This is a genomic window from Flavobacterium sp. RSSA_27 (assembly GCF_051547125.1).
Classification (GTDB): Bacteria; Bacteroidota; Bacteroidia; order Flavobacteriales; family Flavobacteriaceae; genus Flavobacterium.
On the sequence record NZ_JBPTTN010000005.1, the window covers coordinates 236,671 to 261,113 of the forward strand.

The 24,443-nt window shown below is 36.2% G+C and carries 16 protein-coding genes; 5 read left to right on the plus strand and 11 right to left on the minus strand.

All coding sequences use genetic code 11. The features are described from left to right. A complete protein-coding gene (locus tag ACSVH5_RS08960; RefSeq protein WP_438061097.1) occupies positions 1-3,123 on the plus strand; it encodes an efflux RND transporter permease subunit in 3,123 nt (1,040 codons plus the stop codon). Positions 3,124-3,156: 33 nt separating this feature from the next. Then, positions 3,157-4,584, plus strand: a complete 1,428-nt coding sequence (locus ACSVH5_RS08965) for a TolC family protein (RefSeq protein WP_438061098.1) — start codon at positions 3,157-3,159, stop codon at positions 4,582-4,584. 228 nt (positions 4,585-4,812) lie between these two features. On the opposite strand, the gene ACSVH5_RS08970 is transcribed toward ACSVH5_RS08965, so the two are convergent. Genes ACSVH5_RS08970 through argS form a run of 4 tightly spaced genes read right to left on the minus strand, consistent with a single transcriptional unit; the run spans position 4,813 to position 11,205 of the window. Next, on the minus strand, positions 4,813-6,510 hold the full coding sequence (locus ACSVH5_RS08970) for an MBOAT family O-acyltransferase (RefSeq protein WP_438061099.1): 1,698 nt from the start codon (positions 6,508-6,510) through the stop codon (positions 4,813-4,815). A gap of 3 nt (positions 6,511-6,513) precedes the next feature. Further along, entirely contained in the window at positions 6,514-7,923 is a 1,410-nt protein-coding gene (locus tag ACSVH5_RS08975) for a GDSL-type esterase/lipase family protein (RefSeq protein ID WP_438061100.1), read from the minus strand. After that, positions 7,913-9,391 carry a hypothetical protein gene (locus ACSVH5_RS08980; protein WP_438061101.1) on the minus strand — a complete coding sequence of 493 codons (1,479 nt, stop codon included), beginning with the start codon at positions 9,389-9,391 and terminating at the stop codon, positions 7,913-7,915. The genes ACSVH5_RS08975 and ACSVH5_RS08980 overlap by 11 nt, the downstream gene beginning before the upstream one ends. Before the next feature lie 35 nt (positions 9,392-9,426). Next, positions 9,427-11,205 carry an arginine--tRNA ligase gene (gene argS, locus ACSVH5_RS08985; protein WP_438061102.1) on the minus strand — a complete coding sequence of 593 codons (1,779 nt, stop codon included), beginning with the start codon at positions 11,203-11,205 and terminating at the stop codon, positions 9,427-9,429. 349 nt (positions 11,206-11,554) lie between these two features. Here argS and ACSVH5_RS08990 point away from each other — a divergent pair, with 349 nt between their 5' ends. Beyond that, entirely contained in the window at positions 11,555-13,969 is a 2,415-nt protein-coding gene (locus ACSVH5_RS08990) for a TonB-dependent receptor domain-containing protein (protein WP_438061103.1), read from the plus strand. Positions 13,970-14,637: 668 nt separating this feature from the next. On the opposite strand, the gene ACSVH5_RS08995 is transcribed toward ACSVH5_RS08990, so the two are convergent. Together ACSVH5_RS08995 and ACSVH5_RS09000 are read right to left on the minus strand one after the other, a co-directional pair. Continuing rightward, a complete protein-coding gene (locus ACSVH5_RS08995; RefSeq protein WP_438061104.1) occupies positions 14,638-17,082 on the minus strand; it encodes a TonB-dependent receptor domain-containing protein in 2,445 nt (814 codons plus the stop codon). Positions 17,083-17,171: 89 nt separating this feature from the next. Beyond that, positions 17,172-17,516, minus strand: coding sequence for an ArsC/Spx/MgsR family protein (locus ACSVH5_RS09000; protein WP_438061105.1), 345 nt, complete (start codon positions 17,514-17,516; stop codon positions 17,172-17,174). 104 nt (positions 17,517-17,620) lie between these two features. Here ACSVH5_RS09000 and ACSVH5_RS09005 point away from each other — a divergent pair, with 104 nt between their 5' ends. Both ACSVH5_RS09005 and ACSVH5_RS09010 read left to right on the plus strand, forming a co-directional pair. Then, positions 17,621-18,535, plus strand: coding sequence for a CPBP family intramembrane glutamic endopeptidase (locus ACSVH5_RS09005; RefSeq protein ID WP_438061106.1), 915 nt, complete (start codon positions 17,621-17,623; stop codon positions 18,533-18,535). A 30-nt stretch (positions 18,536-18,565) separates the two neighbouring features. Next, positions 18,566-19,618: an AMP-binding protein gene (locus ACSVH5_RS09010; protein WP_438061107.1), complete on the plus strand. Its 1,053-nt coding sequence runs from the start codon at positions 18,566-18,568 to the stop codon at positions 19,616-19,618. Between the two features lie 74 nt (positions 19,619-19,692). Here ACSVH5_RS09010 and ACSVH5_RS09015 read toward each other — a convergent pair whose 3' ends face one another. From ACSVH5_RS09015 to ACSVH5_RS09035, 5 genes are all read right to left on the minus strand, one after another. Further along, positions 19,693-20,115: a DoxX family protein gene (locus ACSVH5_RS09015; protein ID WP_438061108.1), complete on the minus strand. Its 423-nt coding sequence runs from the start codon at positions 20,113-20,115 to the stop codon at positions 19,693-19,695. A 462-nt stretch (positions 20,116-20,577) separates the two neighbouring features. After that, positions 20,578-22,026 carry an FAD-dependent oxidoreductase gene (locus ACSVH5_RS09020; protein WP_438061109.1) on the minus strand — a complete coding sequence of 483 codons (1,449 nt, stop codon included), beginning with the start codon at positions 22,024-22,026 and terminating at the stop codon, positions 20,578-20,580. A 242-nt stretch (positions 22,027-22,268) separates the two neighbouring features. Continuing rightward, positions 22,269-22,607, minus strand: a complete 339-nt coding sequence (locus ACSVH5_RS09025) for a HepT-like ribonuclease domain-containing protein (protein ID WP_438061110.1) — start codon at positions 22,605-22,607, stop codon at positions 22,269-22,271. Continuing rightward, complete coding sequence (locus tag ACSVH5_RS09030) at positions 22,597-22,899, minus strand: nucleotidyltransferase family protein (protein WP_438061111.1); 303 nt, start codon at positions 22,897-22,899, stop codon at positions 22,597-22,599. The genes ACSVH5_RS09025 and ACSVH5_RS09030 overlap by 11 nt, the downstream gene beginning before the upstream one ends. A gap of 360 nt (positions 22,900-23,259) precedes the next feature. After that, on the minus strand, positions 23,260-24,357 hold the full coding sequence (locus ACSVH5_RS09035) for a YbjQ family protein (protein WP_438061112.1): 1,098 nt from the start codon (positions 24,355-24,357) through the stop codon (positions 23,260-23,262). Positions 24,358-24,443 lie beyond the last annotated feature (86 nt).

Genomic DNA, 24,443 nt, shown 5'->3' on the forward strand with positions numbered 1-24,443 from the left:
ATGTACTCAAAATTTATACATAGACCTGTATTATCAATAGTTATCTCCTTAATTATTGTTCTTTTAGGGGTATTGTCATTGACGCAATTACCCATGACCCAATTCCCAGATATTGCTCCACCAGAAGTGACGGTTACCACTAAATATACTGGAGCAAATGCTGAAGCCTGCGTAAAAGCAGTGGTAACTACTTTGGAACGTGCTGTGAATGGTGTACCTGGAATGGCTTATATGTCGTCTGTATCAGGAAACGACGGAACCAGTGTCATCAACATCATCTTTAAAGCAGGGACAGACCCAGAAATTGCCGCTGTCAACGTGCAAAATAGAGTTTCTTCTGTTCTGGATGAATTGCCCGAAGAAGTAATTAAGTCTGGAGTAATTGTTGAAAAGGTACAAAACAGTATGCTTTTGTATCTTAACATATTAAGTTCAGACACCAATCTTGATGAAAAATTCCTATTCAATTTTGCTGATATCAATATCATACCAGAACTAAAGCGAATTGAAGGAGTGGGTTATGCCGATATAATGGGGCAACGAGAATATGCAATGCGTGTTTGGCTCAACCCAGTAAAAATGGCTGCTTACAATATTTCGACAGAAGAAGTCATTCAAAATCTTAAGCAGCAAAACATAGAAGCAGCCCCTGGAAAAGTGGGCGAAAGCTCTGGAAAAATAGAACAATCCCTACAATATGTAGTAAAATATACAGGAAAATACAATACCAAAGAACAATATGAAAATGTAATCATAAAGCGTGATTTTCAAGGAGAACTGTTGCGTTTGAAAGACATTGCTGATATAGAATTTGGCTCACTAGATTATGATGTTTTATCCAAAGAAAACGGAAAACCATCTGCGGCAATTGTTTTAAAACAACGTCCCGGGAGTAATGCAAGTGATGTAATTGAAAACATCAAAAATAAAATGGACGAGTTAAAGTCTTCTTTTCCCGCAGGAATATCATATACTTATAGTTATGATGTTTCCAATTTCTTAAACGCCTCTGTTGAGGGTGTCCTTTATACGCTGATAGAAGCTTTTCTATTGGTTGCTTTAGTCGTTTTTATTTTCTTGGGAGACTTTAGGTCTACTTTGATTCCTGCTATTGCAGTTCCTGTATCGCTAATAGGTACATTTTTCTTTATGCAACTCTTTGGATTTAGTATCAATCTTATCACACTTTTTGCATTGGTTTTAGCCATTGGAATTGTGGTAGACAATGCCATTGTTGTTGTAGAAGCGGTACACGCCAAAATGGAAGAAGAACATCTCAATCCAAAAGAAGCTACAGAAAGTGCTATGAAAGAAATTGGTGGAGCCATTATAGCGATTACTTTGGTAATGTCTGCTGTGTTTATTCCAGTAGCCTTTTTACCAGGACCTTCAGGGGTATTTTTCAAACAGTTCTCTGTGACAATGGCCATCGCAATTGTACTTTCAGGTGTTATCGCACTAACATTGACACCCGCTTTGTGTGCTCTTATGCTAAAGAACACTCATGGTCAAGAACGCAAAAACACCCTTATCAATCGCTTTATTGATGCGTTCAACGCTCGCTATACTACCATAGCAGCAAAGTATCGAAAAATACTAGAATACATTGTAAACAGACGTGTGGTAACGGCTTTAGCGCTTGGTCTATTTTGCATAGGAACTTTTGGAATTGGACAATTTTTGCCAACGGGTTTTATCCCAAATGAAGACCAAGGAACCATTTATGCAAGTATCACAACTCCTTCAGGCGCCACATTAGAACGCTCTGAAAAAGTAGTAGATGCGATACAAGAAGCTGCTTTAAAAATAGAGGGTGTTGCCTCTGTTTCTACCTTAGCAGGCTACAATTTCCTTACTGACGGAACTGGTGCGTCATTCGGGATGAACTTAATTAGCTTAAAAAGCTGGAAAGAAAGAAAAGGAACGACAGACCAAGAAATAATCCAAAAGCTAAAACAAGACACTAAAAACATCAAAGATGGTAAAATTGAGTTTTTTACCCCTCCTCCTGTTCCTGGATATGGTAATTCAAGCGGATTTGAATTGCGAATTCTAGATAAAACTGGTAAAAGTGATTTGAAAAAACTAGAAGAAGTAGCACGAAATTTTGCATTAGAATTGAACAAAAATGAAGCAATAAAAAACACCTTTTCCTCTTTTGATGCAAGCTTCCCTCAATTCCTTGTAAACATTGACAATACCAAAGCTGCGCAAAAAGGGGTGGTAATAAGCGAAATTCTGAATACACTACAAACCTACTTAGGAAGTGAATATGCCACCAATTTTATCAGATTTAATCAAATGTATAAAGTTATGGTGCAGTCTTCTCCTGAATTCAGAACAAAGCCCGAAGATATTTTAAAGCTTTATACCAAGAACTCTCAAGGTGAAATGGTTGCGATGTCCTCCTTTTTATCCATTGAAAAAGTATATGGCCCGGAACAAATTACTCGTTACAATATGTATCCCGCAGCAATGTTAAACGGTGAACCAAAAGAGGGCTTCAGTAGTGGGCAAGCCATTGCTGCTGTCAAAGCTGTGGCTAGCGAAAAACTTCCAAAGGGATACGGTTTTGACTGGGGTGGTTCTTCGCGAGAACAAGCCAATGCAGGAAATGAAGCTATTTACATATTCCTTATTTGTTTACTATTTATTTATTTTTTGTTAGCGGCACAATACGAAAGCTTTCTTTTACCACTGCCGGTGATTTTATCTTTGCCAACGGGAGTATTTGGAGCCTTTTTCCTCTTGGTTGCCTTGGGTTTAGAAAACAATATTTATGCTCAAGTAGCGATGGTAATGCTTATTGGACTACTAGGAAAGAATGCCGTATTAATTATTGAGTTTGCCATTCTCAAGCAAAAAGAAGGGTTAACTCCATTTCAAGCCGCCATAGAAGGAGCCTTAGCACGTTTGCGTCCTATTCTAATGACTTCGTTTGCATTTATTGCAGGTTTGCTCCCACTTATGCTCGCTACGGGTGCTGGTGCCATCGGGAATAGAACTATTGGTACAGCAGCTGCCGGAGGAATGTTGTTTGGTACCATTTTCGGGATTCTAATTATTCCTGGACTTTACTACATTTTTGCGAGTTTGACCTATAAAAAAACAGAAGCAAAATAAATTTTATTCATTAAAGAATCAACTTCAACAATTATGTTACAATTCAAAAGAATCGTTTTTTTCCTCATTATAACCCTTGTTCTATTTGGATGCAAGTCAACAAATAATGTAGCGGAACAACAACTTACACCTTTACCCGCTACCTACTTGGAGTCAAAAGACACGCTTAACAGTGCGAGGGTAAAATGGGAGCTATTTTACAAAGATGATAATCTAAAGAAACTGATTACCACAGCCATCAACAACAATTATGATTTGCAGATTGCGATTCAAAAAATTGAAATTGCCCGTGCAGGAGTACAATTCACTAAAGGAGCACAGCTTCCTGTTTTAAGTGCAGGATTGTCTGCCGCACAACGCAAATTTGGATTATTTACAATGGATGGCGCTGGAAACGCCAGTACAGATATTCAACCTGGAAGAGTCGTTCCAGAAAACCTACCGGACTACTTTGCGGGCTTCAATGCGAGCTGGGAAGTGGATGTTTGGGGGAAACTTCGCTCTAATAAAAAAGCCGCAGTTGCCCGCTTTAGTAGTTCTATAGAAGGTAGAAATGCCATTCAAACCGCATTAATTGCAGAAGTTGCAACGACCTACTTTGACCTACTTGCTTTAGACAATGAACTTGATATCGTAAGGGAAACCATTGCGCTGCAACAAGCTGCACTTGACATCATTAGAGTAAAAAAACAAACGGGTATACTCAATGAATTGGCCGTAAAACAATTTGAAGGACAAGTCAACAATTCCAAAGGATTTGAGTTTAAAATATTGCAACAAATTACAGTAGTAGAAAATAAACTTAACTTCCTCTGTGGTCAATTTCCGCAAACTATAATTCGAGACAAAACTAAATTCAACACCTTAGACCCCAGTATTGTTAACTTAGGTATTCCCTCGCAATTACTAACCAATAGACCCGATATCAGACAAGCAGAACTTACGTTACTTGCTACTAAATGTGATGTAAAAGCGGCAAAAGCAGCGTTTTATCCTAGCTTCACCATCACTGGAGCAGCGGGGTTCCAAGCCTTTACTACTGGTTTGCTTTTTCAATCTCCACAGTCTATAGCATACACTATTCTTGGAGGAATGACAGCAACTCTCTTAAATAGAAGTGCTATTAAATCACAATTTAATACAACCAAGGCAAACCAAACCGAAGCATTACTCAATTACCAAAAGACAATTTTAAACGGTTATATCGAAGTATCCAATGAAGTGTCCAATGTAAAAAACTTGAAAGAACTTTATGAACTAAAAAACAAAGAGGTTGCTTCGTATACACAGTCAACCGAAATTGCCAATGATTTGTTTAAATCCGGAAGAGCCACTTACTTAGAAGTATTGTTGGCACAAAGGACAGCTTTAGACTCAAAAATCGAACTTATCATTACCAAAAAACTGCAACACCAAGCCATTATCAATTTATACAAAGCTTTAGGTGGTGGAGTAAACTAGTAAAACTTTTGAAGCTAGTCATCACTATTTTGTTTAGCACTTATAACTACAAGGGCATAAAGCCCTTGTAGTATTTTATGCTTATCCCATTGGGTATCTGTTATGTTGCAAAGAGATTCAACTTCTAAACTAAAAATAACATTAAAGTGAACGAAGTGTACTTTCAGAGAGCTTTCATAAAAAAATCTCCCTTAGAAATCTGCATTGTTTTTCTAGTTACTAGGAAAATTAAAACTGAAAATAAATAAAAGGTACCAATTCACTCGAAGCCATGGCAGCAACCAACCAAAAAACGAATGCCAATACTAATGATTTAAAAAGTACCGGTAAATGGTCATACGATTTTTTCAAAGACGAGGTGGTTTTACTAGGGATAAAATGCAATACATAACCAATAAGAATCATTAGAAATACATTTTGATAACCTGCAATTACCGTACTCCACTGCTCCCAATTCAATCGTAAACTTGCAATTGATTTCAGTACATCTAAAGCGACTGTGAAATCTTTGGCTCTAAAAAATATCCAACAAAATGCTACAAAATGAAAAGTGAATAGCACTGAAACAATTTTGATGATAAAGCTCCAAAAAGTGGGTTTAGCGTCTTTGGGTGAAGGAAAAAAATCAGAAAACATTTTATTGACTGCCAAAGCCACACCATGTAACGCACCCCAAATAATAAATTTTAAACTGGCTCCATGCCAAAACCCACCTAAAAGCATCGTGGTCATCAAATTCACATTGGTATACAAGGTTCGTTTTTTGTCTTTGGCTACTAAAAACGTCAAGCAAAACACGAATAATGCGCTCAACGAAACTATCAAAGGAATGGCACTTATCGGATAATACCAAGTTGCCCAAGCTATCAATCCTACAAAAAACAGGACTGGAAACAAGAACCCTCCAAAACTACCCTTGCGGTTTCCTCCTACAGAAATATACAGATAATCTCTTAACCATGTAGACAACGAAATATGCCATCTTCTCCAAAACTCAGTAATTGAAGCTGACTGGTAGGGGTTTCTAAAATTGACCGATAAACGAAAACCCATCAATAAAGCAATTCCAATAGCCATATCAGAATACCCTGAAAAATCACAATATATTTGGATGGTATAACCATATGAGGCCATTAAATTTTCGAATGCAGTATAACTCCTTGGCGAATCAAAAACACGATCCACAAAATTGAGTGAAATATAATCGGATATCACCGTTTTCTTTATCAATCCTCCCATGATCAAAAAAACAGCAGAATCAAAATCCTTACGTGTCAAATGGATCTTACTATAAATTTGTGGGATAAACTCTGAGGCACGAACTATGGGTCCGGCTACCAATTGAGGAAAAAAAGACACAAAAAACATATAATCCAGTAAGTTTTTTGTTGGTTCTAATTCTCGTCTATAAATATCTATGATGTAACTCATGGATTGAAAGGTGTAGAACGAGATCCCAACCGGTAAAATAACATCTATAAAATGAATTTGTCCCTCGAATAATTGATTGTAATTGTCAATTAAAAAATTGGAATACTTAAAATACCCTAAAAAAGACAAATTGAAAATAATGCTTACAACTAAGAAAAACTTTCGATACCCTTCCTTGGTTTCTTGATACAAGAATTTGGCCAAGGTATAATCGACTAGACCAGAAAATAATAATAAACAAAAATAAATACCACTGGATTTGTAATAAAAAAACAAGGAGAAAGCAAATACATAAATATGGCGATATACTCTGGTTTTGGCTTTTGTTGTAACAATATAAATAGGATAAAACAACAAAAACAACCCAAGAAAAAAGGCAGTATTAAATAATATTGGCTCCTTTGGATTAAACGTTATCCATTCGCTAACTCTTTGTGCGTCTATGCTTCCGAAAGTAGTAGTAAGCCAGTTGGTTATATCAGTAAGTGTAATCACAATCTAATTTTTAGTAAATTCTTTATATGCGTCCAACAAGACTTTGGTCAGCATTTTTCCTTGCCATTGATAGCCTGCTGTTGTATAATGCACCCGATCAGGATTCATTAACCCACTTTGATAATTGGCCTTGACACCTGTCATCCCTCCGAATACTTGAAACATATCCCATACGGCATAGTGTCCTAACTGCGCATAATTAATCAAACTAGAAGAATATTCATCGACAAAAATATTTTGCTTGTGGTGCGGTAAATAAGATGGCGGAGGTGTAATGATCAAAATAGCAGCTTTTGGACATTGATTACGAGTATGTAGTAAAAACGCTTGTACTTCTTTCAAATAGTGCAAGGAAGAAATTTTACCATAGGATTCATTGGTTCCCAAAGAAACGATGACCAAATCAGGTTGTAACGCTTTAAGCTGTTCAAAAAACATCGGATATTTATTATAATCCGAAAATTTAGCACCGTTAACCCCTATATTATGATATAAAAGACCAGGAGTAGCCTTTTCTAAAACCACGCCATTGAGGGTAAAAACATCGGCCTCTTGATTGGGTAATAATTCAAAACGATCCAACTCCTTTTCAGATTCATAAAAATGAAACTCATCATTTTGCTCAAGCGGAATGGAATGGTATTTTGTTTGGACAACTGTTTTATCTTGTGTTTGAGCCGTTGGAATTTTTAGTGATTTGCCCGCTGTAATTTTGTTAGTTGTGAGCTTATTCGCCTTCTTCAGTTGGGATACACTCACGTTGTACCGTTCGGCAATGGTAGATAGTGCCTCCCCTTTCTTAATAGTATGGAAGATTTTCTTTGGCACTACTTTTACCACCTGACTTTTCTCAACCTCTCCAACCCTTTCAAAAAGTGGAACATTGTTTGGGGTTATTACTTTTATTGAATTAAAAAAATAATCTTTGTTTTTTACAAGTAAAGAAAGTCGCATACTTCTGGATTTGGTTGACAATGCGATGCCACTTACTCCTACTGCACTCCCATTAATTGGTAAAATATTTTTATGATTGTTCCATTTTACATTTGAAGCAAAACGAACATCGGGCGAACCATTGGTATGTGCCAAAGTAAAAGGAAAAACCAATCCTCTACCACCATTCCCAAAAGTTTTCTGAAGATTTTGACGACAAACCGCAGTCATAACATCGCCTTGGATATGAGAATCTCCAATGTGAACCACATTCACTTTTCCTTGTTTAGTGCTTTGCAACGCTTTCAATTTGTTAAAAAAAGTGGTCAGTTCAGCCGTGTTTTGAATCCCTCTTGGATAAAACTCAGGCTCTTTTAAGGTGCTATCATCAGGTAAAGTCATAACAGAAAGAATAAAATCAGTTCTATAAAATAGTGTACAAAATACCACTAAAGAAAAAAGAAAAAGTTTAGTTTTCATTAGAATCTTCGGTATTTACTTCTACTGTGGGGGTAACTGTGGTGTCTTTGATGGGAACGGCTTTTGGAAGCAATGCTTTGGCACGTAATCTTTTATACTCTTGGTAACCAACCATAATTTGATTGTATATAATTCCAGCCACTTTTTTGGAGCCACGCATGTTAAAATGTGTATAATCCTTATTGGCTTGTACCGGTTCTTGCTCTACCCATTTGATCATTGATCCATCTCCTCCCATGAGTGTATATAAGTTTATAAAACCAGACTGTGTTTTGAGTGCATAATTACGTTGTGCTTTGGTTAATGGCACTACAGCCGAATCGGTTTTCATTTCGGTTTTATACTTCGTGGCTTTATCTGCAGTAGACACTATTAAAATAGAAGCCCCTGGAAATCCTTCTCGTAATCGGTTGACTGTTTTGGTCATACTCCTAGCATACCAAGCATAATCTTTGGTGCCATAGTTCAACACATTGGTTCCGTAGTGCAATACGATCAAAGCATAATTCAATTTTTTTTGAAAAGCTTGCATCAAAGCGGGGTCAAATTTAGAAATCGGTATACCTGAGTTGCCACGTTGTGAAAAATTATCTACATGTACCCCTTTGCCATCGTCAAAATTTACTCCATAAATAGGAATCGCATTGGTTTTCTTAAAATTGAGTTGTAACGTTTTTAGGCTTCCTTCTTTTAAAACTAAAGTATTGAGTAAATTACTACTCGTCAAATTTTTTCGAATAGTATCACTGCCAATGGTATAAAAAACTTGCCCAGCACTGGAATTAGAACTACCATAAAACAAGACTGGACGATCTAAGCTGGAGGTGTTTTTATGGCGTCCAGCTATAAATTTTACCCAATTAGCATTCGTATCACTATTGGCAAAAAACACATGGCCGTTGACCCCAAATGGGCGTATAGGCTTTTTTACATTTAAATAGGATTGCATTTTCCAATTATCAGAAAAGCTATGTTGAATAGAACTACGAGAAGCTGCAGATTCTGAAGTTATAGACACAAAACCCACACCTTTTCCTCCGAAATCATTTTGAAATGCGGCACGAACATCTTGAACGATCATGTCACCATCGGTCATCGAATCTCCAAAGTAAGCGATACGAACCTTACCTGTTTGTTGGTTTTCTAATTGAAACAAACGCTCATAAAAGGGAATCAAATATTGATATCCTTTAAATTCATTCAGTGTTTCTTCAGGAAAAGTAACACCATTAAATGCTTCAAAAGTGATTGTCTCATCCGGTAGGGTATCATTTTGAGAAGTCACCTCATCCTCCGATTCGGATTCAAAAGCATCAATCAACATACTATCTATCAAAACGTTTTTTGAAGGTCCTTTGGCAGCTGCAAATATTTTTTTTGGCAATACTTCCTTCAATCCTAAGAAGAAAACACTGGCCATGAGGATGATCAAAAAAGACTCAAGAAAATAGGATTTTTGTGAACTCACAGGGATTATTTTTTGATTGAATTAAAAGTGTACCACTACATTCGCTCAGGCACATTGATTCCCAATAAACTAAAGGCCGAAGCAATCGTATCGGCTACTTTTTTGGACAATTGCACTCTGAAAATTTTCGTATTTTGATGGGTTTCACCTAAAATTGAAACCGCTTGATAGAAAGAATTATATTCACGTACCAACTCATAAGTGAAATTTGCAATCAATGCAGGACTATGATTTTGGGCTGCATTTTGAATCACTTCTGGGAACAGTTCTAATTGTTTGATGAGTTCTTTTTCTTTTTCGTTCAATACTGTTACAGCACTATTTTGTGAAAAATCGAAAGTTGCTTTACGAATAATTGACTGAATTCTGGCATAGGTATATTGAATAAAAGGCCCTGTATTTCCAGCAAAATCAACCGATTCTTCGGGATTAAACAAGATGCGTTTTTTGGGATCCACTTTTAGAATATAGTATTTCAAAGCTCCTAAACCAATCGTTTTGTAAAGAGCTGCTTTTTCTTCGGTTGAATACTCGTCTAATTTCCCTAAATCCTCTGCAATTTTTTGAGCGGTATCCGTCATTTCTTGCATCAAGTCATCGGCATCTACAACAGTTCCTTCACGACTTTTCATTTTCCCTGAGGGCAAATCTACCATGCCATAAGAAAGGTGATACAAGCTAGAAGCCCAGTCAAAACCTAGTTTTTTCAATATCAAAAACAATACTTTGAAATGGTAATCTTGTTCGTTTCCTACGGTGTACACCATTCCACCCACATCTGGCATATCTTTGACACGCTGTATTGCCGTTCCAATGTCTTGTGTCATATAAACCGCTGTCCCGTCTGAACGCAAAACAATCTTACGATCCAAACCTTCATCGGTCAAGTCAATCCAAACGGAACCATCAGGATCTCTTTCGAAAATACCTTTATCTAATCCTACTTGTACGACATCTTTTCCTAGCAAATAAGTATTGCTTTCGTAATAATAACTATCAAAGTCAACGCCCAAATTTTTGTAGGTAGTCGCAAAACCGTCATACACCCATTGGTTCATCATCTTCCAAAGAGCGATGACTTCTTCGTCTCCTGCTTCCCATTTCAACAGCATTTCTTGGGCTTCTAAAAGAATAGGCGCTTGTTTTTTCGCTTCTTCTTCCGTTTTACCTTCAGCCATTAATTGGTTGATTTCTTCTTTATAGGCTTTATCAAAGGCAACATAATAATTTCCCACCAATTTATCTCCTTTCAAGCCTGTGCTTTCTGGAGTGGCTCCGTTTCCGAATTTTTGCCAAGCCAACATCGACTTGCAAATATGGATTCCTCTATCGTTGATGATTTGTGTTTTGTATACTTTTTTACCAGAAGCTTTGATAATTTCGGCAACGGAATACCCCAAAAGATTGTTTCGAACGTGCCCTAAATGCAAAGGTTTGTTGGTGTTGGGAGAAGAATATTCTACCATTACCGCTTTCGCATCTGGACTTGGCGTTACAAAACCATAACGGGTGTCGTCTTTGATTCTGTTGAAGAAATTCATATAGTAGGCATCGGCAATGACAATATTCAAAAAACCAGATACTACGTTAAAACGAGCCACTTCAGCTACGTTTTCTACCAAATAAGTTCCTATTTTGTTTCCTAACTCTACCGGATTACTTTTGATTACTTTCAATAGAGGAAAAATAACTAAGGTAATATCACCTTCGAATTCTTTTCGAGTCGCTTGAAATTCAACTTTATCAAGAGATATATCAAACAAGGTTTGAACGGCTTTGTGAATTGACGGAGTAAGTATCTGTTGTAATGACATGTAGACTATGATTTTAAAAGTGCGCAAAGATACTGCTTATTTAGCAATTAGAAAACCGCTTGTCTAACGAAAATGTTTGATTTTTCCTTAAATTATCTCTTTAAAGAATCGTTTTTCTATTTTTTATGTTCCAAGAAAAATCAATTGCTCCTATTTCTTTTTACAAATAATACTCTATTGAATAAAAAAGAGCTGAGTGAACGTGCAGCATTACAAATCAAGAAGATACAAATATCCTAAAGAACTTAATAGTAGTCGTTTCAAACATTTGTTAATTTTTTTTGTAACACAAGACATACTTTATCGTCTAAAACTATCATCAATCAAAATCAATCAAAATCAATCCATCATGAAAATCAAAATCATCACCTTCCTACTGCTAGGCTTAGTCGGAATGGCAAACGCTCAAAATTCCGGAAAGATCTCTGGAACCATTTCTGAAAAATCCACCAACAAACCCATTTCTTACGCTATCGTTTCTATCAAAGACAACGGAAAAGTTATCTCTGGCGCAAATACTGATGACAAAGGTGAATTCACCATCAAGAATTTGGCTTTAAAAAACTATACTATCGAAATTCAATACATCGGATTTAGAAAATACATCGGTTCAGCCATTTTAAGCGAAAACAAAAAAGAAGCCACTTTCAAAGTTAGTTTAGAAGAAGAAGCTACACAATTGAAAGGCGTCAACATCGTAAGCGAACGCTCTACTATTGAACAAAAAATCGACCGAAAAGTAATTACTGTCGGAAAAGATTTGACCACGGCAGGTGCTTCGGCTTCAGACATTATGAACAATATTCCTTCTGTAAATGTGGACCAAGACGGAAAACTATCGTTGCGAGGCAATGAAAATGTTCGTGTCTTAATTGACGGTAGACCAACAAACATTGACCCAGCGCAATTGCTAAAACAAATTCCATCGACTTCTATCAAAAAAATAGAATTGATCACCAATCCGAGTGCCAAATACAATCCTGAAGGAATGTCGGGTATCATCAATATCATCTTGCACAAAAATGCCAATACGGGTTTTAACGGAAGTTTTAGCGGTGGAATTACCTTTGGTGAAACTGCCAAATACAACCAATCTTTGGATATGAATTACAAAGTTGGCAAAGTGAATTTCTTTGGCAACGGAGGGCGCAACTTTGGTACTTATTTCAACGATGGAAAAATCGCGAGATTGGACCAAGACCTAGTGCAACGATTAGATATCTCGAATGAAAACGATTCATTTTTATACAAAGTAGGAATGGACTATTTGATCAACGACCACAACACCTTGTCATTTTACACCACCCAAAACAAAGCGGATGGAACTGGAAATGTAAACACCAATATTGATTATAATAACGGCAGCTCAATTGACAAAATTCTGCAAAAATCCACTTACGAAGGACCTAATCAAACCGGAACTTACAACTTGGCATACAAACATATTTTCAAAAAAGAAGGCCACACACTAGATGTAGAAGCCAACTTTAACGACTATAAAGAAACCCAAAGAGCGAGTTTTGATACCGAAACGACTACGACTAACAATTCCAACAGCACTGTTTTTTTCAAAGACAATATCCAAGATGCTCAAAAACTGAGTACGTTCAATATTGATTACGTTAATCCAATCGACGAAAAATCAACACTTGAAGCAGGTGCCGAAGCCAGAATTACCAGAACCGAGAACAACTACAGCACCGGAAATCCATTGGTAGCTCCAGCCGATCAGCAATCGAATTATACTTACGATATTGACATCTATTCTGCCTATGCCACTTTTGGGCAAAAATTCAAAAAGATTAGTTACCAAATAGGTGCTCGATTTGAAAGTTATAAAGTTGCTGCAAACCTAAACAGAGGAAAAACCACCTTTGACGACGATTACATTACTGTTTATCCTTCTGCGTATTTGACGTATAATTTGAATGAGAAAAATACGTTGCAATTCAGCTATAGCCGTCGTGTGGATCGCCCAGGTTTAGAGCAAACCAAACCTATTCGTGAATTTGCAACTCCATTGGTTACTTCTTTTGGAAATCCAGAATTATTGCCTCAATTCACCAATTCGATTGAAGTGAATTACACCAAAGTTTTAACAAAAGGAAGCATTACCGCCGGGGTGTTCGTGAGAAGCATCAACGACCAAATCAGCCGAATCTTATACCCTGATGAAAATGACCCGAGTGGCCAAAGACAGATTTTGACCTACACCAACTTCGATAACAATACGGCTTCTGGATTTGAAGTGTCTGCCAATTATAAAATTACCAAATGGTGGGACATACAACCAGCTATTGATTTTTCGAGCATCAAACAACAAGGTGTGGTTTTCCAATTCGACCCAACTAGCAACAGCAGCAAACCTTTGGAAAGAAATGTGACCGTATCTGCTTTCAACGGACGATTGAACTCTAACTTCAAAGCCAACAAGCGCTTAAGCTTCTTACTTTTCGGATTCTACAGAGGGAGTGTAGATGGATTGCAAAACAACAGCAAAGAAATGTACAAAATTGATAGTGGTGCGCGCTATACTTTGCTAGACAACAAAATGAACATTAGTGTGCGTTTCAATGATATGTTCAACACGATGCGTTATGCTTTTGATGCAGCCTATCCTTTCCCTCAAAAAGGAGAATTCACTTGGGAAAGTCAAACGGTTTATCTGGGTGTGACCTACGGTTTTGGAGGCGGAAAAAACAAAAGTTTACAACGCAAACAAAGAGACGACAATACGAATAAAGGAGGCGGAGGTATGTTTTAACCTAGAATCCGTTCCTTATTTTTTATTTTTCTTGTAGAAAAAGAACCCCTAGAGACTGCCAACTCTAGGGGTTCTTTGTTTTTTTTTAAACAGTAGATTTCAACTAGGTAATTTCAACTAAAAATCAAAAAAAGAGCAATGAAAACCACCTAAACGCAATAGGAGACAATAGGGCAAACACACCATTTATTTTTTCGCCACGAATTTAAAGAAAGTGGAAAAACTTTGAGGGCAGCTTGGCTAATTTTTTTTACCGCTGATTCGCTGATTTTCAAAGATTAAAAAAAGTGTTAGTTAGAATGACACTAAAACGCACTAATTTTTGTGATCCAAAATTTGAATGACTCGAATTGTATCTTCCATTGGCAAATTTGTGCTGTTTATGATATCCTAAGCAATTAGAATAAAATAGTGTTATACTTTATAGTAATTTCTCGCAAAGCCGCAAAGAAAGCTCTGTGAATACTGCACCTTTGTGTAGTAGCGAGAATATTGATTGGTAAATTACTAGCGAAATAGTGTAAGTCGAAATCGGAATGAAATACGACTATTATTATTGCCAACAACTTAACTTTTTGACTGGTACATTTTCAATCACAATGTTCACTCCTACATTGCCATAGCATTACAACAAATAAAAGACCCGTTTTCACGAGTCTTTCAGTTGTTTATCCTTGGAATTCCATTTCGCCTTCGTTCATGTTTTTCTTAGGACGTTCTCTTTCATTTTTGGCTTTATTAAAGCGATAGGTGAAAGAAAGCGTTACTTGTCTTACTCTGAACTGCATTTCTGAATAGGACTCAACTGCAGGCAGTGTGGTCTCTGAAAGCATTTTTCTGCTATTGAAAACATCGCTGATGTTAAAAGCAACGGTTCCTTTATCTTTTAAAACATCTTTACTAAAAGCTAAATTCATTGCAAAAACGCCTAAACGTCGTCCTTGTGCATTGTCTTGAGGGCCATTGTAATTCATGTTGGTTTGCCAATCAATTTTACCCGGTAAAGTAATTTTTGAGGTAAGGCGAGCATTCCATGAAGTAGCATCAAAATCAAAATTTTGAGTTATTTTTTGACCTGCCGAATTAATATACTCAAAATCGCCACGGGTTTGCACTGCAAATAAATTGAAGTTACTGTTCAATTTCCACCATTTGTAAGGAGAATAATTTAAGGTAAATTCAAAACCACTACGTAGTTCAGTACCAAGGTTTATGGGCGAAGCTACAATTACCGGAACACCGTTAACAAAATCTCCCGATTCTCTTCTTGCAAATTGAAAGGCATCAGTAGTTCTATTTACGTATAAGGAAGAACTTAAGGTTACTTTTTCCCATCGTTTAATATACCCAAAATCAATCGCATCCGTCAAAGCAGGATCCAAATCCGGATTTCCTAGAAAAATATTAATATTACTAGACAAACCATTAAATGGATTCAAGAATCGGCCTCTTGGTCTTTGAATTCTTTTACTGTAGCTTACTGAAGCACTACTTTGGTCTGATAATTCATAGGTAAAAAAGGCACTTGGAAATAAATTACCATACTTTTTTGTATTGAAATCATTCGTTTGAAGAAAATTAATATCAATATTGGAGTCTTCATATCGCAAACCAAAAAGCATAGAAAGTTTATTCACTTTAAGACCATATTGCGAATACACCGCGTTTACTCTCTCTTTGTATTCTAATTCATTTGTAAAGGTACTAACAGAAGTTCCAGCAGTATTTACAGCATAGTCGGTGTTCAAATTGGTAAAATCACCACGGTATCCTGCTTCAAATTGTTGGCCTTTCCCAAGAGGCAATACATAATCTACTACAAACAAATTTCGTTTTTGATCTTGATTGTTTTTGGTATCATCAGTAGTTACAAGTGATGTGTTGGTAGCACTATCCGTAATCAAAGCCGTATTGATATCTTTATTGCTTGAGATGGAAACATCAACGCTCAATTTATGGCCTTCTTTTTTAAAGTTCTTGATAAAATTAGAAGCGTATTCAAAATTTTCACTGTCACTATTTTCATCATTCAAACGGTTACGGGTGTAGGTATATATAAAATCCTTATCATAATTGTTTTGAAATACATCATCCCTATTGTTACCATTACTTTTTCTATAATTGATGCTATTGCTCCAAGAAGTAGATTTGTCCAAAAACAATTCGATCCCCAACGTTCCATTATAAGCATTATTGAACCGATCGTTTTCTCTAGTTTCATAAACGTAATTTCTCGTAGATCCATCAGGATTAAAATACTTTGAATTATTCAAACCTCTACCAGGATTGTTTCGGTTACTGAATCCTTGCGTGGTAAAAAGATTGTATTTTTTGGTTTTATAATTTAATGTTCCGCTTACTCCGTTATTGTCAGGATAACCAATATTACCAATAAAGGTTCCATTTAAACCTTGATTTTTTCCCTTTTTTAAGATAATATTCAAAAGTCCACCTCCACCTTCGGCATCATATCTAGCCGATGGATTCGTTACCACTTCTACTTTATCGATAGCATCAGCTGGTATTAATCGAAGTGCTTCGGTGATATTAATTGCGTTTGATGGTCTTCCATCAATTAGAATTCGTACATTTTCGTTACCTCTCAAACTCACATTTCCTTGAGCATCTACTGCAACCGATGGAATATTATCCAAAACATCACTTACGGTACCTCCTTTGACCATTAAATCAGCACCTACATTGTATACTTTTTTATCCAATTTAATTTCTACCGAAGTTTTTTCGGCACGAACGAGCACCTCATTCAATTGGGCAGCATCTTCCGTCAAATCTATAGTTCCTAATGAAAGGTTAGCGGTGATATTTTTCTGTTTGATCTCTTTTGATTTAAAAGAAATAAATTCAACAACAATGTCATAAGTTCCAGATGCTACATCAATGGTAAACTCACCTTTGTTATTGGTTACCCCTCCAGCAATAATTTTTGGATTTGAGGTGTTTTTTAGCGTAATGGTTGCGTATTCGAGAGGTTGTTTAGAATTCTTTTCGATTACTTTTCCGGTAACTTTTAGTTTGGATTTGTTGGGTTGAGCGTAGCTAAATAAGCTAAAGCATAGTAAGAAAAGGGTAATGTAATGGGTAAAGTTTTTCATTTTGGTTTTTTTGTTTGCCAGCATAAGACTCGCTAATAGAAAATAGGTTTCATTGACAAATGATAAATATTTGTTAAAAAAAAACGTTCTTATTTTAAGAACTCTAGTATTTTTGACTCCTCGCGTGCTATAATTGCTTTTGTATCAGAAACTAAAAGGGGTCTTTCTATGAGTATGGGATGAACTACTAGGATATTCAGTAAGGCTTCATCGGTCAAGTCTTGTCCTTTGTACTGTTCCATCCAAATTTTCTCTTTCTGACGAATCAAATCAATTGGAGCAAGGTTTAATTTTTGAAGCACCACTCGAAGTGCTTCTTTGGTGGGTGGGGTAATTAAATAGGATACTATTTCGAATTCTTTTCCTGAAGCTTCTAGTAATGCTAGGCAATTTCTAGACTTACCACAGCGATTGTTATGAAAAATTTGTAACATCTTTTAGTTTTCTTTATACTTATGGTGCAAAATAAATAGGTACTTTTAAGGACTGCAAATGTATAAGAACCAAATCACAAATCCATAAACAAATTGTTAATACTATGTTTTTAGAACAAGGAGTAACTCCACAAAATCATTTTTTAAAATACATACTGGGATCTATATTAATTATTGTTGCGAGTTTGGTGGGACAACTACCTATGATGGCTGCTATATTTTTCAAAGCCACCGCAGAAGACAAACCGTTTCCAGTGACAAACAATGCCATAATGCGCTTCTTTGAACCTAATATGACTTTGTTTTTGATGTTGCTCTCATTTGTTTTTGCTTTAGCGGTCGTTTTTTTTGTCATTAAAACGATTCATAAACAAACCCTACGATCCGTAACAACCGCTCGGCCAAAAATAGATTGGAGTCGAGTGTTTTTTTCCTTTATGCTTTGGTCTTTTATAGGAATAGCAACAACTATGATAGATTGGTGGATGAATCCAAGCGATTATGAAATCACCTTTCAACCGATTCCTTTTTTCATATTACTAGCAATTGGCGCTATTATGATTCCGATTCAAACCACAACCGAGGAGTATGTTTTTAGAGGCTATCTCATGCAGGGCTTTGCTAATTTAGCACACAACAAGTGGTTCCCATTACTGATGACCTCGCTACTATTTGGAGGAATGCATTGGTTCAATCCCGAGGTGAGCAAAATAGGAAATAGCATTATGATTTACTATATAGGTACAGGCTTTTTTCTCGGAATAATCACTTTAATGGATGAAGGAATGGAACTTGCCTTAGGCTTTCATGCTGCTAATAATTTAATTGGAGCTTTATTAGTAACTTCGGATTGGACGGTTTTTCAAACCAATTCCATTTTGAAAAATACAGCTGAGCCTAACCTTGGCATCGATGTTATCCTTCCTGTTATACTAATATACCCAATACTTTTGCTTATATTTGGGAGGAAATTCCATTGGGAAAATTGGAAAGAAAAACTTACAGGCACTATAGCTTGATATATATTCACAAAATAAAACACTACTACTATGAAAACAGTAACCTATAAAAATGTACACAATCGTTTTAAATTTAATGGAGTACACTTAGATCGTGATGAACTTTGTATGGTGGCGTATTCTTTTATTAAAGAAGGAGCCGATTTTCAAAAAGCACTTGGTGATTTTCTAATTGATTGGTTTGACAATAGGTCCTTTATCGAAATGAACACCTCTGGAACTACGGGAGCCCCCAAACTAATTCGTGTTGAGAAAGAAGCCATGGTAAATTCAGCACTTTCTACAGGAGATTTCTTTGATTTGCAGCCAGGAAACAAAGTATTGCATTGCTTACCGGTTGATTATGTTGCAGGTAAAATGATGTTTGTACGTGCTTTTATTTTAGGTTTGGAATTGGATTTTGTAGAACCTAGTTCGCATCCCTTAGAATACAATGATGAGAAATATGATTTTGCGGCTATGGTGCCTTTGCAAGCAATGAATTCTTTGTCAAAATTGACCCAAATCAAAAAAATTATTATCGGAGGGGTAAAAATTCACAAATCCTTGGAAGAGAAATTAGTAAAATTACCGATCAAGATTTATGAAACCTATGGTATGACCGAGACTATTTCTCATATAGCGGCCAAACGAGTGGGCGAAAAAGCGTTTACTGTACTAACCAATGTTACGGTATCTGAAAATGAAAACCATTGCTTAGTCGTTCATGCCAAAAACATCAATCCAGAACCCATAGTCACCAACGATATTGTAGAAATTGTCTCCGACACACAATTTATTTGGCTAGGCCGTTTTGATAACATTATCAACAGCGGTGGGATAAAACTAATGCCAGAAAAAATTGAAGAAAAACTATCAACGCACATCCCAAGACGCTATTTTGTTTACGGACAAGCAGACGATGTTTTAGGGGAAAAAGTGGTTTTGTGTGTTGAAGGCGAACCAATGACGATAGACGAAACGGTGTTTGGTGTGTTGGACAAATATGAAAAACCCAAAAACATAGTTTTTGTACCAAAATTTATAGTCACGGCTACAGGTAAAATTATGAGAAAAGAAAGCCGTGCGTTGGCCAAACTATAACTGGAACTAAATAGTCAAAAAGAGAGGCAGTGATGCCTCTCTTTTAGGTTAGGATTCATAGAAAACAGTAGCAACTATTGCTGCATTTTAAAATAATAATCCGCAGAATGTTTCCCACTACCATAAATAAGAAAACCAATGCAAACGACCAAAGTAAGCAAAGCTAAAAATAAATTTTGCTCCTGCATTTGCCCTGCAAAGTTGATGACTATAGCACCCAGTAAAATGGGTAATTGAGCAAAAATTGCCCAACGAGTAAGTAAGCCAAAGAAAATCATTACTCCCCCAACCAAATGTGCTGGCGCTATATAATGTAGCAAAAACATTCCTCCTCCAATGTGATCAATTGGCGAAAGTAAATCCACCAAATACTGAATATTGGAAAGAAAATACACTCCTTTCAAAAAAAGAAAAACACCCAATGACATCCTTACAATATCTATAGGCAAATAAGTGTGCGCATTGGCCCACTTATTCAAGGTTTTTACATTATTCATCTTTTCTAGATTTAAATTTACCCTCTAAGTTACTAATAATTAGGATGTTATTTAAATAATTTAACTATTCATACCGCTATAATTCTAATTCTAACTTAAAAGGTGGCACACACTATGAAAATGGCACACTGATGACGCGAATCTAAACAGATAAAAACAGATTGAAGTAATTAGAATAAAATAGTGTCATACTTTATAGTAATTTCTCGCAAAGCCGCAAACAAAGCGCTGTGAAAACTGCGCCTTAGCGGGAATATTGATTGGTAAATTACTAGCAAAATAGTATAAGTAAAATCGGAATTAAAAACGACAATTTATACTGCCAACAACTTAATTTGAAAACTGCGAAAATCAGTACCATCCTTGGCATTCGTGGCATCGGCGTTCTAGTTTGAATGGTTAGTCACTTAGCGAAAAAACATAAAATATAAAGTGTGTAGACTCGGAAAGCAAGCCAAACTCTTACTGCTTTTTCCGTTTGAGTATTCGCCCACGCGGTTCATCCGATTCATAAAGTACGATATCCGAATGCAGAAATTCAGCGGCGGCGGCGGAGTCTTTGACTTTTATAGCACTTCGGGCAATCATTTCCGCTTCAAATGGGAGTAAAACACTTTGTCGCAATCCTGCTGTTCTCCATTGAGACGAGGGTTTACAGCCTTTGGTAATAGCTCGAGCCAATGCCAAAGCATCCAACAGGGCTTGATTGGCTCCTTGTCCTTTGAACGGACTCATAGGATGCGCGGCATCGCCAATCAAAGTACTATTTCCGGCCTTTTCAAACTGAGCGGTGGTTAATAAAGTTCGGTCATATACTGGATAACCCGAAACCTGAGCAGCCGCAGTGGCATCGACGATTTGCGGAATAGGAGCATGCCATTGCGTTCTTCGAGAAGCTTCTTCCTTCAAGGCTTGTGCGCCTTGTGCACTTAGTTTTATGGCTTCGGATTCTTCCATCGGGAAACTCAATTGCCACATCACCGAATCTTGTGTAAAAGGCATAATATAGATCCGTTCGTGACCATTGGCCGTCTGAAAAACCGTAGCCGAATCCAACAACTCTGATGCTAAAGTTGGCAAGGCATTCAAAGGACAAATTCCTAAAATCACCAGACAACCCAAATAGCGCAAAGGGGTATGCGCCTCTCCAATCAATTGTTGACGGACGACACTTCGAATCCCATCGGCACCTACCACCAAATCGGTTGCAATTGTTTTGATTTGCGCACCTATTTGAAACCGCAACTGGATTTTACCCGAAGCTTCCTCCTGAAAATCGAGCAATTGATGTCCCCATTGCATTTTGTCCCTGCCTCCGAGTTGCTCCACAAGTGCCAAACGCAACGCTTGTCGCGCAATATGAATATTAGAGCGTTTGGTATATTTTTTATCGGTGGGCTGCACCCATTTTCTCATCCCCCACTCGCCTACTACGGTTCCGTCTGTTTTGTGGACCAAATGCCGTGTAGAAACCACGCCTTCGGTCAAAGAAAAAATCCCAAAACCTTCTATGGCTTTGCTCGCTTGCTGCAAAGTCAGTCCATAGCCTTGTGAACGGGCCTCAAAGTGGGTGTCGCGTTCAAAAAGCGTGAACGGAATGCCGCGATGCAAACAAGCGACGGCCAAGGCCACGCCCCCAATGCCACCACCAATAATGGCGATATGGGGATAGTTTTCATGATCCACTACAGGAAAATTTTCTGAAGAAAGCAAACCCGATCCACCGCATAAGGAACAAGACACCAAAGGCGCTTTGGGCGCTTCAGGCAAAGCAACTGCACCAGCAGCCGTGAGGTTCGCTACCAACTGCTGGTACTGCAACCGCACTTTTTTTCGTAGTCTTTGACTTTTCTTGCCTTGCCCCATACACTCTGGACAAGGGCTCCAGCAAGGCGTATTCTTTGTATCCATATCCGATGTTCTACCCAAAACTATTGGGTGCAAAAATAGCGATAAAAAACGAGTCGGTTTTTGAAGTTGGTGTACGAAGCGAGGGTTAGAGACATTGGAGCAGTATATATAATAAATTTGTTTAGAAGAAAGAATAGTGTGGAAACGGCTTTGAATAGAGCCTTTGCGAGTACAAAACCAACTTTAAATTATTCCTAAACCCGCCATATTACCAAACGGCGGTTCAAGTACTTTATTCTTTATTATTCACCAAGTAATTCTTCGACTTCTTTTTGTAAAATAGGTAAATTTTTAATTACAATTCCCCAAATTACATCATCCGAAACAGAATCATATCCGTGAATAATTCTATTTCTAACATCAACAATTTTTCTCGAGTTTGAAATTACAATTTCACTATCAAGTTTCAAAATACGGTTCATCGCTTCACCAATAATTTCAATATTTCGCTCAACCGCTCTTTTTGTCTTTAAGTCATTTTGATAAATCTCAAATATTTTTGGAGTATCAATATAATAACTTTCTATTTCATTGATTGAACTTAAAATATCATAAAGCCAAGTTTTACTATTATTGTCCATAAATCAATTGTTTTTTTTGATTTATAGTTTTTCTAAAAAAAGGATTTTTTATTGCTTTTTCTTCAAGTAAATCAACACTTCGGTTAAAAATGTTTTCTAAGGAAAATTTCAAATCATAATAATTATCTCCATAATCAAGAACATCCAATTCTTGGAAATCAACGATTAAATCAATGTCGCTTTCTGAATTAAATTTATCAGTTAAAACTGAACCAAAAGCATATAATGATTTCACTTTATGCGATTTACATAAATTTAAAATATCTTTACTATGACTTTCAATTACATTCATTTTTTCAATTTTTCAATTTTTTATAAAAGTAATAAAAACAAATTTAGATGTATACTATATTCTGAATTTTCACAATTTTGGGCGTATTTCTATTAACACCCCACGCTACAATCAGTTCGTTACTAAATTAATCCAAATTATATAAAAACAAAAAACTACAAAATAACCCAACGGTAATTTTTGTAGTTTTCTTTTACCTTTTGAAGAGGTAGTCATTCTAAAAATAGTTATAAAAGTCGTGAGACTTTTAACGAATTTACGGATGGCAACATAATTTGAAATAGCCCGAAGTCAGAGACGTTCGAGCAGCATATGCAGCAATTTAGTTTGTATTAAGAATATTGTTGGGAAAGAGCATCGTTATTTTAAAAACTCATAAATAAGTTCAATTTTTTGGTCAATGTATTCCACAATTTCGGTTGGTTTCATTTCTGATTCTTTAAATCCAAAAATATCATTTTTGCAACTTCCGCAGTATTCTCCAATTTCAACATATTTATTTCCACATTCACAATTCCAAACTTCTCTTTCTTTTGATGATAAAAGTTGTTTTTTTGTTGATATTTCGCCTCTTTCATCAAAAGTTTCAGAAATAAAAACTTTAGTCTGATTTAAGCTTTCAATATCTTTTTTGTCATAAAATGATTTGTCATAGGTCGCTATTCTTAAACCAATTTTTTGTTTTTTGAAATCTGCATTTTTAAGTAAACTCATATTTTTTTCATAATCAAATAAGTTCAATTCTTTGATTACTTTAGATAAATATAAAGCAACTTGATGATTAGTTTCGGTTTCAATTTTGTCATAAAGTAAACTTACCTTTTTGCTTTCTTCTAGAGCATCAATATAGCTTATGAAATTTTTATTGAAAACATTATAAGCATCTTGCATTTGATCAAAGTTTTCAATTACGTTGGTATATCTCCTTAATAGCGCTGAAAAAACTTCTTGAACTTGATTTGATGTTATAAAACTCCAAGTTTCATCATCATAATGTAGCTCTCGTTTTTCAGCTCTTTCAATAATATTTTTTCTTTGTCTTAAATTGTTTATTCTTTCAACTCCAACATTTTCAAACTTTTCATTTGTGTTTGATAATGAATTTAATTTTTCATCTTTTTCAATAATTACCGCTGTTCCGATAGCAGTTAACATAAACATTGATTTTCCCTTTCCTGAAATTTCGTCCATATCAATATTCAAACCTATAACACAATTCCCACCAATTTCATATGTGTTGTATTTTATCCTCTCAATTGCTTCATTATAAAGAGAGGATAACTGTTTTTGATAGGAACTTGAACGACCTCCAAATACATCTGTTAATCCTCCTAAAAAATCGCTAAATAAATTGGTTCCTGCTACAATATGAGCAGAAACTGGTTTTAGATGTTTTTTAATATTTAAACCCTCAGCGGAAGAAGTTGTTATTACTAAAATGTCTTTAGGATTTGCCATAGTTCGTTTTTATTTCTTATTTAGTCAACCTATTTCATGATTTGTCATTAGTTATTATGTTGCCCAACGGTTTCGGTCTTGGCAAT

Excerpts from the sequence above, each read along its gene's own strand:
- ACSVH5_RS09000 (WP_438061105.1), bottom strand. The coding sequence starts at position 17,516 with ATGTTACAAATTTTTCATAACAATCGCTGTGGTAAGTCTAGAAATTGC.
- ACSVH5_RS09025 (WP_438061110.1), bottom strand. The coding sequence starts at position 22,607 with ATGGACAATAATAGTAAAACTTGGCTTTATGATATTTTAAGTTCAATC.
- ACSVH5_RS09005 (WP_438061106.1), top strand. The coding sequence starts at position 17,621 with ATGTTTTTAGAACAAGGAGTAACTCCACAAAATCATTTTTTAAAATAC.
- ACSVH5_RS09030 (WP_438061111.1), bottom strand. The coding sequence starts at position 22,899 with ATGAATGTAATTGAAAGTCATAGTAAAGATATTTTAAATTTATGTAAA.
- ACSVH5_RS09015 (WP_438061108.1), bottom strand. The coding sequence starts at position 20,115 with ATGAATAATGTAAAAACCTTGAATAAGTGGGCCAATGCGCACACTTAT.
- argS (WP_438061102.1), bottom strand. The coding sequence starts at position 11,205 with ATGTCATTACAACAGATACTTACTCCGTCAATTCACAAAGCCGTTCAA.
- ACSVH5_RS08965 (WP_438061098.1), top strand. The coding sequence starts at position 3,157 with ATGTTACAATTCAAAAGAATCGTTTTTTTCCTCATTATAACCCTTGTT.
- ACSVH5_RS09020 (WP_438061109.1), bottom strand. The coding sequence starts at position 22,026 with ATGGATACAAAGAATACGCCTTGCTGGAGCCCTTGTCCAGAGTGTATG.
- ACSVH5_RS09035 (WP_438061112.1), bottom strand. The coding sequence starts at position 24,357 with ATGGCAAATCCTAAAGACATTTTAGTAATAACAACTTCTTCCGCTGAG.
- ACSVH5_RS09010 (WP_438061107.1), top strand. The coding sequence starts at position 18,566 with ATGAAAACAGTAACCTATAAAAATGTACACAATCGTTTTAAATTTAAT.
- ACSVH5_RS08990 (WP_438061103.1), top strand. The coding sequence starts at position 11,555 with ATGAAAATCAAAATCATCACCTTCCTACTGCTAGGCTTAGTCGGAATG.
- ACSVH5_RS08975 (WP_438061100.1), bottom strand. The coding sequence starts at position 7,923 with ATGAAAACTAAACTTTTTCTTTTTTCTTTAGTGGTATTTTGTACACTA.
- ACSVH5_RS08995 (WP_438061104.1), bottom strand. The coding sequence starts at position 17,082 with ATGAAAAACTTTACCCATTACATTACCCTTTTCTTACTATGCTTTAGC.
- ACSVH5_RS08960 (WP_438061097.1), top strand. The coding sequence starts at position 1 with ATGTACTCAAAATTTATACATAGACCTGTATTATCAATAGTTATCTCC.